The organism is Ammonicoccus luteus (genome assembly GCF_050880385.1).
In the GTDB taxonomy this organism is placed as follows: Bacteria; Actinomycetota; Actinomycetes; order Propionibacteriales; family Propionibacteriaceae; genus Enemella.
In genome coordinates this window covers 179,965-195,016 of the sequence record NZ_JBNZCI010000004.1, presented here as the reverse complement: position 1 = coordinate 195,016, position 15,052 = coordinate 179,965, and the positions used below count along the sequence as shown (strand labels likewise).

Here is a 15,052-nt window from a genome sequence, read left to right as displayed (position 1 = left end):
CACATCAATAGGCAAACGAACGATCAACCGCATCGAGGATGCGATCGAGATCGGGCAGATATTCCTCCTCCACCCGACTGGGCGGATAGGGGACGTCGTAACCACCGACCCGCAGCACCGGCGATTCCATGTCATAGAAGCACTGCTCGCTCAGCCGGGCGGCGACCTCCGCGCCGAGCCCATAGGACACCTGCGCTTCATGCACCACGACCGCCCGGGAGGTCTTGTGCACCGACGCCACGATGGTGGCCATGTCGAGCGGGGACAGCGTGCGAAGATCGACGACCTCCAACGACCGCCCCTCCTCCTGCGCCGCATCGGCTGCCGCCAGGCAGGTCTTCACCATCGGCCCGTAACACAACAGCGTCAGGTCGGTTCCCTCCCGCACGACGCTCGCCGAGTGCAGCGGCATCGGTTCGTTGTCGGTGTCGACCTCCCCACGGTCGTGATAGCGCCGCTTGGGCTCCAGGAAGATATACGGATCATCGCTGGCGATGACCTGCTGGATCATCCAGTACGCATCGTTGGCGTTCGAGCACGTGACGACCTTGAGTCCGGTCGTGTGGGAGAAGTACGCCTCCGGCGACTCCGAGTGGTGCTCCACCGCGCCGATGCCGCCGCCGTAGGGGATCCGGATGACCACGGGGACCTTCATCGAGCCGCGGGAGCGGTGATAGATCTTGGCGAGCTGGGTGACGATCTGGTCGTACGCCGGAAACACGAACCCGTCGAACTGGATCTCGACCACCGGCCGATAACCGCGCATCGCCATGCCGATCGAGGTGCCGACGATGCCCGACTCGGCGAGGGGCGAGTCCATCACGCGGGTGTCGCCGAACTCGGCCTGCAGGCCCTCGGTGATGCGGAACACCCCGCCGAGCTTGCCGATGTCCTGGCCGGCGAGCACGACCTTCGGGTCGGAGGCCAGCGCGCGCCGCAGACCCGCGTTGAGGGCCTTGCCCAGAGTGAGCGTCTCGCCCATCACTCGTCCTCTCCGAAGCTGTCGGCATACGCCTCGTACTCCGCCTGCTGATCCATCAGATGTTGCGTCTTCTCCGCATAGACCAGATCGAAGCTCTCGGTCAGCGTCGGGTCCGGCAGCGCCAGCGTGCGTGCCCGGAGGTCGGCGGCGACCTCATCGGCCTCGGCCTCGAGCCCGTCGAGCCAGTCCTGGTCGATCGCGCCCGCAGTGAGCAGATAGGACCGGACGCGGACGATCGGGTCCTTCGCCTTCCACTCGTCCGACTCATCGCTGGTGCGATATTTCGTGGGGTCGTCGGACGTGGTGTGGGCGCCCATGCGATAGGTGTACGCCTCGATGAGCGCCGGGCCCTCCCCGCTGCGAGCGCGGTCGAGCGCCCAGGACGTGACCGCGTGCATCGCGAGCACGTCGTTGCCATCCACCCGGATGCCGGGAAATCCGAAACCGTCGGCGCGGCGCGCGATGGGGATCCGGGTCTGCCGGGTCGTGGGCACCGAGATCGCCCACTGGTTGTTCTGGCAGATGAACACGACCGGTGCCTGATAGGACGCGCTGAACAGCAGCGCCTCGTTGACGTCGCCCTGAGAGGTCGCGCCGTCCCCGAAGTACGCCAACACCGCCTCGTCCTTGTCCGGGTTGCCCGTGGCCGTCGCACCGTCAGCAGCGATGCCCATCGCGTACCCCACCGCATGCAACGACTGGGACCCGACCACCATCGTGTACGGATGGAAGTTGCCCGCATTGCCCGCCCACGAACCGAGGTCGACGCCACGGAACACCGCGGTGATCGCAACGGGGTCGAGATCCCGGCACCAGGCGACCGCGAGCTCGCGGTAGCTGGGAACGACGTAGTCGTGGGCCTTCGCCGCCCGGGCGGAACCGACCTGCGCCGCTTCCTGACCCGTCATGGAAGCCCAGAGGCCGAGTTGGCCCTGCCGCTGGAGCGCGGTGGCCTCGGAGTCGATGCGGCGACTCAGGACCATGTCGCGCAGGAAGCCCGCGAGCATCTCGTCGTCGCCGGCGAAAGAGAAATCGGGGTGCTCGACCCGGTCCCCCTCGGGGGTGAGGAGCTGCACCATGCCCGGGTCGTTCTGCAGATCGTCGCTCACCGCGCCCCTTTCCAACGGTTCCGTAGGTTGGTTCGATCAAAGCATGAAATACCCGCCGCACGCAGCCCCCGGGCCGTGATGTTCGATCGGTGATAACTCCGGTGGGGCGCCTGACACCACCGCTGCGTGGGCCGCGCTCAGTGGGACGTGTGCTCCAGTTCGACCGCACCACCCGATGCCTCGGCCAGCGCGGCCGCGATCTCGCCGGGTTCGCGGTCGAGGTCGGAGATGAAGTACGCCGCCCCCACCGGCGTCACCAACAGCCTCGGGCGTTCCTCATCGGTGACGACGAACCGGACCTCGTGCCACTCGAACTTCTTCCCGCGGGGGAACGCCACACCGTCCTCGGCGATCACGAACGCGAGCGGGTCGGTCTTCGGGCCCCGGGCGGCCTTGCGTCGGTGGTCCCAGCCCGCGTACACCGCGTACAAACCCGAGAACACCACCACCGCCGCGAAGAAATGCATCACGCCCTGGGCCTGGGTGAGCCACAGGACCAGCCCGACGATCACGACCACGGCGCCGGGCGCGATCAGCGCCGCAGTGCCGAGCGGCCCGGTCCAGAACGACCTATAGGTGGTCTGGGCCCGGGGGTTGATGCTGACGACCATGGGTTCCACGCATGTCAGCCTAGGCGCCGGTGCCCCCGGTGCCGCGCGTCTCTCGCCGACCGGCGGCGGATGCGGCCTCCCTGCCTCCTACCCTTGTCCGCATGAGCCAACCTTCCGGCCCGGGCGCGATCGCGCCGATGGGCCAGTCGCCGGTCCCGCACGGGCGCCTGCCGCAGTGGCCCGTGCTGCGCAAGAAGCAGGTCTTCGTCGTGCCGATCATCGCCATCGCGGTCGGCGCACTGGTCATGGGTCTGCTGATCGCCCTCCAGGTGATCACCGCGCCCACGCAGGCGCTGTTCGGCCTGTTCATCTCCGCGTTGGCGGCCATCGTCGGCATTCTGCTGCTCACCTGGCTGGACCGCTGGGAACCGGAACCGCCCCACCTGTTGATCTCGGCGTTCTTCTGGGGCGGCGGGGTGTCCCTGCTCTTCCTTGTCTTCGCCTATCCGGTCGCCCAGGCGGTGGGCGGTGACGGCGCGTTCTTCACGGCGGCCATCGCCGCGCCGCTGCTGGAGGAGTCGGCCAAGGGACTCTTCCTGGTCATCGTGATGCTGACCACGCGGCGCGGACGTGCCGAGTTCAACTCGTTGACGGACGCCGTCGTCTATGCAGGCTTCATCGGCATCGGGTTCACGTTCATCGAGGACATCGGCTATATCGCCGGCCAGACCACCGTCGGAGAGGCGATCGGCGTCGCCGCCCTCCGCATCGGGCTGGGCGCGTGGCTGCATTCGATCTTCACAGCCATGACCGCGATCGGCCTGTGGCTCGGCGTGACGAGCCGGGGACCGCTGCGCTTCCTCTATCCGTTCTTCGGCTGGTGCGTCGCCGTCCTTCTCCATGCGATCCACAACGGCTCGTCGTTCTTCGGGATCGGCGCGTTCTTCGCGGCCATCCTGCTGGTCATGTTGCCGGCAACCATCGCGATCATCGTGCTCGCCGTGCGCTCCCACCGCCGCGAGGGCGAGATCTTCCGGGGCCAGCTGCCGGCCATGGTCTACAACGGCTGGGTCACCCCGCAGGAGGCCAACTGGCTCACCAATCTGCGCTCCCGCCGGCTCGCGCTCAGCCACGCCAAGACCCAGGGCAAGCACGAACGCGCCCGGGTCGCCGCCTTCCGGGACCACGTGACCGAGTTGGCGTACGTCCGGAATCGCCTCGACCGCATGGGCCCGCCCTTCGCCCAGGAGCTGGTGCACCAGCACGACGACCTCGTCCGCCTCATCGAGGCCGACAAGCAGTGGGTCGCCGAGCACCTGCAGCCGGTCCCCCAGGGCTGGCATGAGGTCCCGCCGACCCCGGGCCAGGACTATCTGCCGGAGTCATTCGACCTTCAGCCGCCCCCGCCCGGCGGACCGCCGCCCATCGATCCGGACGCCACCCGGATCCGCTGATCGCAGCCTCCTCGCCGCCCCGCACCTCGTCAGGCCCTGACAGGGAGCGGGGCGGTTTGGGTAGATTCGGGGGCGTGACGATCTCGGTACGCATCATCCCGGCCGCCAGGCACCTGGACTTCATCCGGTCCCAGCCCTCGGCATCGTTCCTGCAGACCCCGGCCTGGGGGCAGGTGAAGTCCGAGTGGGAGTCCGAATCGCTCGGCTGGTTCGATGCCGACAACCAGATGATCGGCGCCGGCCTGGTGCTCTATCGCCAGGTGCCGAAGCTCAAGCGTTTCCTGGCTTATCTGCCCGAGGGCCCGGTCGCCGACTGGTCGAAGGTCGACGCGGCGACGTTCCTCCCGCCACTCGTCGAACACGTCAAGAACCACGGGGCATTCGGTGTGCGCATCGGCCCATCGTTGCTCGCGCGCGCCTGGGACGCCGACACGATCAAATCCGCCATCGCCGACGACGCTGTGCGCACGCTCTCCGAGGTCGAGCCGGACGAGACCAACCAGATCGCCACCCGTCTGCACAACGCGCTGCGATCCGGGGGCTGGCTGCCACCGAAGCCCGAGAGCGAGGGCTTCGCCGCCGGCCAGCCCCGGTTCAACTTCTGGCTGCCCCTGACGCATCCGGACGGTCGGGCCAAGACGGCCGACGAGGTCCAGAAAGGCATGAACCAGCTCTGGCGGCGCAACATCAAAAAGGCCGCCAAGTCCGGTGTCGTGGTGCGGCAGGGCACCCGCGGCAACCTCGCCGACTTCCACCGGGTCTATCTCGAGACCGCTGAGCGGGACAACTTCACCCCGCGCCCGCTCGAATACTTCGAGACCATGTGGGACGCGCTCCGAGCCGAGGATCCGGACCGGATCCGCCTCTATCTCGCGGAGCACGAGGGCGACCTCGTCGCGGCCACCACGTGGGTGCGGGTGGGTGAGCATGTCTGGTATTCCTATGGCGCATCAACCTCCGCCAAGCGAGAGGTGCGCGGATCCAATGCCATCCAGTGGCAGATGATCTCTGACGCGATCGATGCCGGCGCGACCGTGTATGACCTGCGCGGCATCACCGAGTCCGTGGCCTCCGACGACCCCCACCTCGGCCTCATTCAGTTCAAGGTCGGCACCGGCGGGCGGGCCGTGGAATATCCGGGCGAATGGGACCTGCCGATCAACCTGCCGCTCTATCGGGCCTTCGATGCATACATGAACCGCGGCGCCATCACCGCCCAGGTCAAGCAGGTGGCGAAGAACCCCCTTGGCCTGTTGGCTCGCGCCCTGCGTCTCACGGCCAAGCCCGTGGGCGCAGTCCGGACTCTCCGGAAAGCCATCGCGGACGGAAGGTGACCCGTCATGACCTGCCGAGTGATCGTCCTCCATTCCGCGTTCGGACTCACTGACGGGGTGCAGGAGTTCGCAGGTCTGCTGCGGGCCGAGGGCTGCACGGTCCAAGTGCCCGACTTCTATGACGGGCTCACCTTCGAAACGGTCACCCAGGGGGTCGCGCACCGCGATGAGGTCGGCTATCGGGAGCTGTACGCACGCGTCGCCGACCTCCCCGTCGACGGGGCCGCGCTCGTGGGGTTCTCACTCGGCGCATCGTTTGCACAGCGGTTGTGTCGGCCGGGAGTACGCCTGGTCTCGCTCGTGGCAGCACTCGACCCGTTGCCGCCGGACAAGTTGTGGTGCGGCGTCGACGTCCAGTTGCACCAGCTCGCCGAGGATCCCTGGGTGGACGACGAGGACGTCCCCGCCTTCCGCGCCGCGGTCGCCGCGGCGGGGGCGATGTTCGACCACTTCGTGACGCCGGGTGCCGGACACCTGTTCACCGAGCCCTCCCAGCCGGAATACGACCGCGACCTCACCGAGCTCACCGTCGATCGGATCGTGGCTGCGCTGTGAATATTGCGGCGCAATCCGCGCCGCGAACAGTCGCTCTGCGCTCCTCACGTCGTCGCTCGCCACGCTCGCTCCTTCGTTCGTCCGCGCAGGCCTGAGGCACGCTCCTCGGGGGCCACTGCCCCTCGAGTCGGCGGGTTCACGACAACGCAATCCGCGCCGCGAACAGTCGCTGGACTACACGGCGGCGCAATCCGCGCCGCGAACAGTCGCTCTGCGCTCCTCACGTCGTCGCTCGCCACGCTCGCTCCTTCGTTCGTCCGCGCAGGCCTGAGGCACGCTCCTCGGGGGCCACTGCCCCTCGAGTCTGCAGGTTCACGACAACGCAATTCGCGCCGCCACTCAGCGGGCCGGCGTACGATCTCCGCCCAGCAGTCCCACGACCAACAGCACGACCGTGCTGATGACGAGCAGGACGAACGACAACCCCACAGCCAGCGCGAGGTTCGACTCGAATCCGATAAAGATGGCGAGCGGCATCGTCTGCGTCACACCCTCGCGGTTGCCCGCGAAGAACAGCGTCGCACCGAACTCACCGAGCGCGCGGGCCCAGGCCAGGACCAGGCCGGTGAGAATCGCACGCCGCGCGACGGGGACCATGATGTGCCAGAACAGACCGAACTCGGAGGCCTTGTCGACCCGCGCCGCCTCCTGGATCGCCGGATCCACCTCCTCGAAGCCGATGCGCGCGGCGCGGACGAAGAACGGGCCGGCCACGAACACTTGGGAGAGCACCACCGCCGTGGTCGTGAACGGCAGGCTGATTCCCAGCGCCGCCAGCGGACCACCCAACCAGCCGTTCCGCCCGAACACCTCGAGCAGAGCGATCCCCGCGACCATCGGCGGGAGGACGATCGGCAGGTCGATCAGCAGGATGACGAGCGATCGGCCGGGGAAGCGCCAGCGGGCGAGCAAGTACGCCAACGGCAACCCCGTCACGACGATCAATCCCACCGCGAGCGCTGACGTCACCAGCGACAGGCGCACCGCGGCATGCACCTGGGCATCCCCGAGATAGGTGCCGAGCCCGCCGGTCAGCGCGACCCAGATGAGACCCGCGAGCGGGATCCCCAGCAGCCCGACGAGCAGCGCGGCGGGCGGGACGAACCAGGCGCTGTCACGTGCCCGCCGGACGCCGACGCGCTGTGGGGCAGCCGTCGTCAACGTCATGCGGTGGGCGGGAGATAGCCGACACCGCGCAGGACCTCCCTGCCACCGCCCGTGGTCATGAACTCGATGAACCGCCGGCCCTCCTCCGGGTGCTTGCCCGCAGTCACCGAAGCGATCTGGAGCGTGAGCTCGGTGTTCACCTCGTCCGCGATCTCGACGGTGGTGAGGCCCTTGGGATCGGCCGGCACGTCGGTCACGAACACGATCCCGGCGTCCGCCTCGCCGAGCTGGATCTTCTGGACGATCGGTTGCACGCCGAGCTCCCGCGACACCGTGTTCGCCTCGACCTGTTGGGTGAAGCCCGGGTGCTGCTGCTCGATCTTCTCGAACGTCTTGGCGGTGGTCATCCAGATCGGCAACGTCTGCGCCGCGAGCAGGACCTTGGCGCCCGGTTCGGCCAGATCGGTCACTTCGGTGATGTTCCCCGGGTTGCCGGGAGCGACGACCACGACCAGCCGGGTCCGGGCCAGGGGCGCGACGGTGTCCGGGGCGACCAAGCCCTTGTCGGCAGTGGTCTGCATGTCGTTGGGGTTGGCCGCGATCCAGACGTCGGGCGTCGCGCCCTTGTCGAGTTGTTCGCGCTGGATGGGCGTGTGACCCACCTCGAAGCTGACGGTGCCGTGACCCTCCTTCTGGTACGCCGTCGCCAGTGCCTTCGTGTGCGCCGCCAGCGCGCCCGGGGCGAACACGACGACTTCCTGGGGCGCCGGCGCGGGCGCGTCATCGCCCGTGGCTGCGGTCGGCTGCGTGCTCGTGCAGGCAACGACCGGGAGAAGGGCAAAGGCAGCGAGAGTGGCCAGCGCGTGGCGGCGGGACAGCATGGGCAGGCTCCTAGGGTTCGAAGTCACCCCAGATGTCGTCCTCGCAAGACCAGAAGTTCCCGTGATCTCCGCCACAGGCGGCGGTTGGCTGCCGTCGGCTCAGCCCGCCAACGGCCCGCGGCGGCCCAGGGTGGTCACCGAGTCGGACCACTGGTCGACCAGCTCCGCACGCGCCCGGGCGACCCGGGAGCGGATGGTCCCGACCGCGACACCGGCGATCGCCGCGGCCTCCGCATAGCTCAGCCCGAACACTTGGGTCAGCACGAGCGCCTCCCTGCGCACCGGATCCAACGACGCCAACATCCGCTCCAGCTCGACCCGTGCCGACGCGTCGGGCACAGTCAGCCGGTCCGCCGAGTCCGGTGAAGCCTCCGGCGGGCGGGTGGACTGCCGACGGAAGTGGTCGGCGGCAACCCGACGCGCGATCGCCAACAGCCACGTGCGCGCGCTCGATTCGCCACGAAAGCTGGGCAGGGCGTCCATGGCACGGAGATACGTCTCCTGCGTCAGGTCATCCGCCATCTCCCGGCCGGCGAGATGGGCGACGAAACGCCAGACGTCGGCCTGGGTCAAGCGGATGAATTCCCCCAGGGCCGGCCGGTCGCCGGCTCTCGCTTCGAGCGCCCGGGCCGTGACCTTCACATCCGCGCGGGCACGGGTCGAGCTCTTCGCATCGACCGCACGGTCGAGCAGCGGTCGGCGGGGGGTCATGCGCCTGACACTAGCGGTTAGGCTCCGACCATGAGGATTGTCCACTGCCCCGACCGGGAGCTGTGGCGCAGCGCGCTTTCTGCTCGGCTGGACGGCGAGGAGCGGGCGATCGGGGACGCCGAATTGGATGCCCACCTGCGTCGCTGCGCGGAATGTGCGGAGTGGTACGCGGGGCTGGGGCGGGTGACGGATCACCTGCTGGGTGCGGACCTCGTCGGGCCGGACCTCAGCCTCAAACTCATCGGCGCGACAGAGGCCCACATTTGCGGGTGCCATGTCGGCGAGGCGTGCGAATGCACCGATTGCCAGTGCACTGACTGCACCTGCGGACGCACGGGCTGACCAGCGTGGCCCGGCAGGGCAGATGAAGTGGCCGGGCATCGCTGAACCCGCGCGGGGACTCTGGGGACGCACGAGTCCATTGCGCCAGTTCGTCGGCCGCTCGTGCGATGCTGAGGCGCATGACACGGACCCTCCTCGCGCTCGACGGCAACTCGGTGCTGCACCGCAGTTTCCACGCCGGCGCCCGGACGGGTTATCGCACGGGGGACGGACGTCCCGGCTGGGCCGTGCGCGGTTTGCTGGACCAACTGGTCGCGGCGGTCGACCGCGCCTGCGCCGATGTGGTGGTGATCGGCTTCGACGATCCGGACGCGTCGACGCGGCGGGAGCGGTGGCCTGCGTACAAGGCGCAGCGCCCCGACAAGCCCGACACCCTCGTGACCCAGCTCGCCGATGCCGTGGAGCTGCTGCGCGACATGGGCGTGCCGGTCATGGTGCCCGCGGGGCTGGAGGCCGACGACGTGCTGGCCGCCGCGTCGCGGGCTGCGCGGGACGCCGGGTGGCAGAGCGTCCTCGCGACCTCCGATCGCGATGCGTTCGCCCTGATCGACGACTCGACGCGGGTCCTCCGGATCATCAACGGTGGCGTGGACGCCTCGCCGATGCTCACCCCCGAACGGTTGACGGTGCTCACGGGGGTGACGCCGCGGCAATACCGGGATCTGGCGGCGCTGCGGGGTGACCCCTCGGACAACCTCCCGGGCATCCGGGGCATCGGAAAGGTTCTCGGCGCCCGACTGCTCGCGGAGTTCGGCTCGGCGGAGGCAATCTTCGCCGACCTGGACGCCGGTGGCGCGCGCTGTCGTGCGTGCGCGGGGGCAGCGGTCACCGCTCGGCTCGGCGGCGACCACGCCCGGGAGCGTTGGGCTCTGAACCTGGCCATCATGACGCCCGACCCGGCCGCGGTGCTGGACCCGAGCGTGTTTCATACCCCGCTGCCCCTGGCAGCCAAGCCGGTGCGCCGGGGGTTCGCGCGCTATGGGCTGTCTCCCCGCACGGCGCTCCGCGTCCTCTGCGGCGAGTCCGCGCCACCCATGCCGAACCCGTGGGATCACGACCCGTCCTGGCAGCCGGCCCCGAGGGTCGTGCGCAAGTTCCCGCCGCTGCCCAGGAAGACCCCTGTTCTGCAGGAGACCCTCTTCTGACGTGCAGAACTGACCTGGTTTCAACACGTGCCCGGTCTTGCGGCGCGAGTGGAACGAGCCGCTATACCCTTTCCCCTGTGACTGGGCTGACTCTGACGATCGACTCCACCCGCTGGCACGATCACCTGCGCGCGCTGGCTGACCGCGTGCCCGGACTCGTCCCGGTGGCCAAGGGCAACGGTTATGGCTTCGGGCTGCCGCGCCTGGCCGAGGAGACGAAACGACTCGGTCTGAAGACCCTCGCGGTCGGCACGCCGGCCGAGGCGGCGGCGATCCGTGAGCACTTCGACGGCGATGTCGTGATCCTGTTGCCCTGGGAAGCCAACGATCCCCATGCGGTCGAGCAGGCCCGCGATCCGCGGGTGATCGTCACGGTTTCCCGACTGACCGATCTCGAGATTCTCGCCAACCTGGGCGGCGATCGCCCGCGGGTGCTGATCGAGGTGCTCACCTCGATGCGTCGCCACGGGCTCGAGGAGGAAGACCTGCCGGCGGTGGCCACCTGGCGGGAACACCTCGACATCGAGGGCTGGACGATCCACCTCCCGATGCGCGGCGACAAGGACCACAACCGGGTCGAGGCCGACCAGCTCGGCCGCGCGGCCCTGGACGTCGTCGATGCCCCGCTGTGGTTCTCCCATCTGCCGACCAATGACTATCTGGCCATGGCGTCCCGTCTTGGCGAGAACCGGGCCCGCCTGCGCATGGGCACGACGCTGTGGCTCGGCGAGCCGAGCGCCCTCAAGACGACCGCGACCGTGCTCGACGTGCATCCGATCAAGCGCGGCGAGCGGGTCGGCTATTGGCAGCGGCCCGCCCAGACCGACGGCTATGTCGTGGTCGTGTCCGGCGGAACGGCCAACGGCATCGGGCTGGAGGCTCCGACCTCGGCGAAGACCCTGAAGTCCCGTGCGGTGTCGTTCGCGACCGGCGCGCTGGAGGCGGCGGGGCGGGCGTTGTCTCCGTACACCATCCTCGGCGAGAAGCGCTGGTTCGCCGAGCCACCCCACATGCAGTCGTCCCTGCTGATCCTGCCCAGCAAGGTCGATCCCCCGAATGTGGGCGACGAGCTCCCGGTGGACGTGCGCAACACGATCGCGACGTTCGACCAAGTCCTGTTCGTCTGATCCCCGCGGTCAGCCGCACGGGACCGGGGCGCCCCGGGGGCTGATGCTCCGAATCCCCGATTCGTCCAGGGCGACGTCGGCCACAAGCCGTTCGCAAGCAGGATCGCCCTCCGCCTGCAGCCGCGCCCAGGACACGGTCACCGCACCGCTGTCCGATGGCGCCGACACGATGTTGAACGCATAGGTTCCGCGGTGCTCGACGTCGAGCTCTTCTCGGGTCCAGTCCTCCCGCAGCCCACCGGTGAGCGTCCCGCGAGCTCGGTCCCAGTCGCCCGCATTGAGTGCGCCGAACCACTGACCCAGTTGGGTGCGCAGAGCCGCCGGGGCTGCACCGCCGACCGTCGTGACGATCCGCGGACCGGTGGCATTGAGACACGGCTCCATCGCCGGCGGCATGCCGGTGGGCCCGAGCAGCGGATCGGCCACGGTGTCCAGGCCGGCCACGACGAGATCGTCCTGGTCGTCGGCGGCCTGCAGAACCACGCCGAGCAGGCGTCCGTCCTCGCCCACGACCGGGGAACCGGCCAGCCCGGGGTCGAATTCGCCGGTCATCCGGCGGATCCCGGGATGCCGACCGTCCGGTGACTCGAGCGTGAGGCCGGCCTCCGTGATGGTGCCGACGCCGATCCGGGCACGGCCGCGTGCAGGCTGCTGCGATTCGGTCGTCCAGCCGAGGAGGGCGACCTGGTCCCCGACCGCCAACTGCTGCGTACCCAACTCGAACCCCTGCCCCACCATCGCCACGTCCGGCCGCAACAACGCCAGACCGGAGACCGTGTCGATCTTCGCGACGTCGGCGGGCACGATGCGGTCACCGCTGAGCACCGCGATCGATCGCGCTCCGGATACCGCGCGGGCCGAGGTCACCAGCAGCCCCTCGCTGCCGAACTGGAACGCGGTCCCCACGCCGGTCCCGGTGCAGGTCGTCGCGAGAATGCGATGGGTCCCGGACGCAGCGCGGTGCGCCACCTCCGCGAACGGCCCGTCCGACGGGCCCTCGGGCGTCTCGAGAGGTTCGGGCGAGACCGACTGAACCGGCGCGGCCGGCGATCCGGGCGACGGCGGCGACCCAGGCAAGGCGGCGAGTCCGGCACCACCGGCAGCACGAATGACGAATGCCACGGCGACCCCCGCCACGATCGCCAGCACGAAAATGCCCGTGACAAGGGCGATCACTTTTCGCGACAGCCGCCCGCACGACGGGCAGGCACGAGCACCGGCAACAAGGGGATTCCCGCACGCGGGGCAGGTGTGGTCCATTCGTCCCCCTCCCGCGGTTGGATCTGGGGTCAGGCTACCCGCTGACGGCCCGCCAACCGGAGCTGCGGATCATCCCGGGCTTCGGATCAACCCCGGAGCTTGACCCGCATGGCCGCGGTGTCCGCCTCGGTCCATCCCATGCGCAGGAGCATGCGTTCGACGCCGCCGTGCTCGGACTCTGCGTACTCCAAGAAGGCCCGCATCGTCTCCGGTCGCGTCATGTGCGACTCGAGCGGCCGCCCGGACAGGTTCTCCCGATAGGTCTCCGAGACGATCAGCCGATCGACGATCAGCTGCATCCGCTCGCTGGAGGCCGCATAGTCCTCGACGACCGCGCCCGGTTCGGCGCCCGCGAGCACCAGCGACAGCGCTACCGCGGTGCCGGTCCGGTCCTTGCCGGCGGCGCAGTGGACGAGGGCGGCGCCCGGGGCGTACGCGATCGCGCGGAGCGCCGCCAGCACCGATTCGGGGCGTTCGTTGAGGAAGGAAAGATAGGTGGAGGCGAACTTGTCCTGCACCCGGATGCTGGGCTGATAGCCCGAGAACGGAAGCGCCCGGCCTGGGAGTTCGTTCCCACGTTTGTCGCGGCGGATGTCCGCGGCCTCGGTCCGGCCATCGGGCAGGACGTCCGCGGTGTCGTTGACCTCGTCACGGTCGTACTGCTCCGGGATGAACGAAAAGTGATGGATCCGCACGCGCGGATGACCCACCAGGGGTCCCGGTCCCTCGTGGTGCACCTCGAAGGTCGACCGCAGATCGATCACATCGGAGACCCGCAGTTCGAGCAGCCGGTCGATGTCGGCCCGCGTCAGCCCCTGCAAGTTGTCGCTGCGAAGCAGCCGCCCGGGACGGATGATGTCGCCATCGACCGTCGGTGTGCCCCCGACGTCCCGCGCGTTGACCAACGAATCGAACTCCAGCCACCTCACTCTTCGATCGTAGACAGGGCGCGGTGAACGGCCTATGACGCCCACCATCGTCATGCTTGAATCGCCGGGGACAAGGAGGACACATGACCGCGACCAGCACGAGGACCGAAGAGGCGGACGTCCCCGTCGGAGAGTCGCGTTGGGCGCGATTTCGGGCGGGGGTACGCCGTCAGCCACGCTCGGCGTGGGTCTGGTCGGGGCTTGCGTTCGTGGCGTACTCACTGTTCTCCACTCTCCAGTGGCGCCGATTCGAGTCCCCTTCCTATGACCTCGCGATTTTCACCCAGATCCTGCAGCGGTACGCCCGCTTCGAGGCACCGATCGCCACTGTGAAGGGCGCGGACTACAACGCGCTTGGCGACCATTTCCACCCTCTGCTCGCGCTGCTGACCCCGTTCTATGCGGCGTTCCCCAGCGCGTTCACCCTCCTCATCCTCCAAGCCCTGCTGGTCGCGGTCTCCGTGTTCTTCATCGCCAAGACCGCCCACGAGCACCTCGGCGCCGCGGGCGGATGGCTGATCGGTGGTACCTACGCCTTCTCGTGGGGCGTCCAGCAGGCCGTCGCCGTGCAATTCCACGAGGTCGCGATGGGCGCACCGATCCTGGCGATCAGCCTCTGGTTGATGATGCGGGAGCGCTGGGTGCCGGCGGCGATCTGGGCGGGCTTGCTGGTCTTCATCAAAGAGGACCTCGGACTCACGGTGTTCATGATCGGCCTCGTGCTCGCCTGGCGGTCCAGACGGTTGGTTCTGGGTGCCCTGCTGTCGCTGTGGGGTGTGGTGATGTTCGGGCTCACCGTGATGGTGATCCTGCCGACGTTGAATGCGCACGGACAGTACGACCACAGCCGCAACATCTCCGCGGACCAGCTGGGCAACCCCGTGCGGGTGATCGGCGAGATCGTCACCAGTGACCAGCGCATGAGCACAGTGCTGCTGCTGGTGATGTGCACGGGGCTATTCCTGGTGCGCTCCAACCTCGGGCTGCTCGTGCTGCCGACGCTCGGCTGGCGGTTCGTCTCGACGAACCACGGGCACTGGGGGACGACCTGGCACTACAGCCTCATGCTGATGCCGATCGTCCATGTCGCAGCGGTCGACGGCATCATCCGGCTGCGTCGCTCCGATTCGGCGTTCCTGAGGGCGTACGCACGCCACGGTGCGGTCATCATCGCCACCTTCGCGGTCGCCATCAGCAACCAGCTGCCGCTGTTCCAGTTGCGTGATCCGGTCCAGTGGCAGACAGGTCCACGGCAGGAGTCCGCCCGGAAGGTGCTCGAGGCCGTGCCCGGGAACACGGTGGTCAGCACGGACATCTCACTCATGCACTACCTGTTGTCGGATGATCGGCAGGTCTATTTCGCGGGCATGCCGGGAAATCCCGTCGAGGACTATCTCGTGGTCGACAAGACCGCAGGCGGCTGGTCGGGCCCGGTGGACGCCGCGGAATACGGGAGGACACTGCATCCGGGCACACGGTGGGAGACCGTCCTCGACGAAAACGGCTATCAGGTCGCACGCCGCTTGGAGTGAGTGATCGCGGCGTCACCCTTTGACCCGCACGAC

Annotated in this window: 15 protein-coding genes; 7 read left to right on the top strand and 8 right to left on the bottom strand. The window is 68.7% G+C overall.

Annotated features, from left to right (window positions below; translation table 11 throughout):
• Positions 1 to 4 precede the first annotated feature (4 nt).
• From ACQ260_RS10940 to ACQ260_RS10930, 3 genes are all read right to left on the bottom strand, one after another.
• Positions 5 to 982: an alpha-ketoacid dehydrogenase subunit beta gene (locus ACQ260_RS10940; protein ID WP_432559466.1), complete on the bottom strand. Its 978-nt coding sequence runs from the start codon at positions 980 to 982 to the stop codon at positions 5 to 7.
• Positions 982 to 2,091, bottom strand: coding sequence for a pyruvate dehydrogenase (acetyl-transferring) E1 component subunit alpha (gene pdhA / locus ACQ260_RS10935; protein ID WP_432559465.1), 1,110 nt, complete (start codon positions 2,089 to 2,091; stop codon positions 982 to 984). Before pdhA ends, ACQ260_RS10940 begins: the two co-directional genes overlap by 1 nt.
• A 137-nt stretch (positions 2,092 to 2,228) precedes the next feature.
• Positions 2,229 to 2,711: a hypothetical protein gene (locus ACQ260_RS10930; protein WP_432559464.1), complete on the bottom strand. Its 483-nt coding sequence runs from the start codon at positions 2,709 to 2,711 to the stop codon at positions 2,229 to 2,231.
• Between the two features lie 92 nt (positions 2,712 to 2,803).
• On the opposite strand from ACQ260_RS10930, the gene ACQ260_RS10925 reads away from it, so the two are divergent.
• From ACQ260_RS10925 to ACQ260_RS10915, 3 genes are all read left to right on the top strand, one after another.
• Complete coding sequence (locus ACQ260_RS10925) at positions 2,804 to 4,096, top strand: PrsW family intramembrane metalloprotease (RefSeq protein WP_432559463.1); 1,293 nt, start codon at positions 2,804 to 2,806, stop codon at positions 4,094 to 4,096.
• A 74-nt stretch (positions 4,097 to 4,170) separates the two neighbouring features.
• Positions 4,171 to 5,430 carry a lipid II:glycine glycyltransferase FemX gene (locus ACQ260_RS10920; RefSeq protein ID WP_432559462.1) on the top strand — a complete coding sequence of 420 codons (1,260 nt, stop codon included), beginning with the start codon at positions 4,171 to 4,173 and terminating at the stop codon, positions 5,428 to 5,430.
• Positions 5,431 to 5,436: 6 nt separating this feature from the next.
• Positions 5,437 to 5,985 carry a dienelactone hydrolase family protein gene (locus ACQ260_RS10915; RefSeq protein WP_432559461.1) on the top strand — a complete coding sequence of 183 codons (549 nt, stop codon included), beginning with the start codon at positions 5,437 to 5,439 and terminating at the stop codon, positions 5,983 to 5,985.
• A gap of 339 nt (positions 5,986 to 6,324) precedes the next feature.
• Here the strand turns inward: ACQ260_RS10915 and ACQ260_RS10910 are convergent, their stop codons facing one another.
• From ACQ260_RS10910 to ACQ260_RS10900, 3 genes are all read right to left on the bottom strand, one after another.
• Positions 6,325 to 7,152 carry an ABC transporter permease gene (locus tag ACQ260_RS10910; RefSeq protein ID WP_432559460.1) on the bottom strand — a complete coding sequence of 276 codons (828 nt, stop codon included), beginning with the start codon at positions 7,150 to 7,152 and terminating at the stop codon, positions 6,325 to 6,327.
• Positions 7,149 to 7,973 carry a molybdate ABC transporter substrate-binding protein gene (modA, locus tag ACQ260_RS10905; RefSeq protein WP_432559459.1) on the bottom strand — a complete coding sequence of 275 codons (825 nt, stop codon included), beginning with the start codon at positions 7,971 to 7,973 and terminating at the stop codon, positions 7,149 to 7,151. Before modA ends, ACQ260_RS10910 begins: the two co-directional genes overlap by 4 nt.
• A 99-nt stretch (positions 7,974 to 8,072) precedes the next feature.
• Entirely contained in the window at positions 8,073 to 8,684 is a 612-nt protein-coding gene (locus ACQ260_RS10900; RefSeq protein ID WP_432559458.1) for a sigma-70 family RNA polymerase sigma factor, read from the bottom strand.
• A 30-nt stretch (positions 8,685 to 8,714) separates the two neighbouring features.
• Here ACQ260_RS10900 and ACQ260_RS10895 point away from each other — a divergent pair, with 30 nt between their 5' ends.
• The 3 genes from ACQ260_RS10895 (at position 8,715) to ACQ260_RS10885 (ending at position 11,298) form a co-directional block, all read left to right on the top strand.
• Positions 8,715 to 9,026 (top strand): zf-HC2 domain-containing protein, encoded by a 312-nt coding sequence (locus tag ACQ260_RS10895; protein ID WP_432559457.1) that lies wholly within the window; start codon positions 8,715 to 8,717, stop codon positions 9,024 to 9,026.
• Between the two features lie 119 nt (positions 9,027 to 9,145).
• Positions 9,146 to 10,171, top strand: coding sequence for a 5'-3' exonuclease (locus ACQ260_RS10890; protein ID WP_432559456.1), 1,026 nt, complete (start codon positions 9,146 to 9,148; stop codon positions 10,169 to 10,171).
• Between the two features lie 77 nt (positions 10,172 to 10,248).
• Entirely contained in the window at positions 10,249 to 11,298 is a 1,050-nt protein-coding gene (locus ACQ260_RS10885; RefSeq protein ID WP_432559455.1) for an alanine racemase, read from the top strand.
• 9 nt (positions 11,299 to 11,307) lie between these two features.
• Here the strand turns inward: ACQ260_RS10885 and ACQ260_RS10880 are convergent, their stop codons facing one another.
• Together ACQ260_RS10880 and ACQ260_RS10875 are read right to left on the bottom strand one after the other, a co-directional pair.
• Entirely contained in the window at positions 11,308 to 12,474 is a 1,167-nt protein-coding gene (locus tag ACQ260_RS10880) for a trypsin-like peptidase domain-containing protein (protein ID WP_432559454.1), read from the bottom strand.
• 170 nt (positions 12,475 to 12,644) lie between these two features.
• Positions 12,645 to 13,487 (bottom strand): tyrosine-protein phosphatase, encoded by an 843-nt coding sequence (locus ACQ260_RS10875; RefSeq protein WP_432559453.1) that lies wholly within the window; start codon positions 13,485 to 13,487, stop codon positions 12,645 to 12,647.
• An 83-nt stretch (positions 13,488 to 13,570) separates the two neighbouring features.
• Here ACQ260_RS10875 and ACQ260_RS10870 point away from each other — a divergent pair, with 83 nt between their 5' ends.
• Complete coding sequence (locus ACQ260_RS10870; RefSeq protein WP_432559452.1) at positions 13,571 to 15,019, top strand: DUF2079 domain-containing protein; 1,449 nt, start codon at positions 13,571 to 13,573, stop codon at positions 15,017 to 15,019.
• The last annotated feature ends 33 nt before the right edge of the window (positions 15,020 to 15,052 follow it).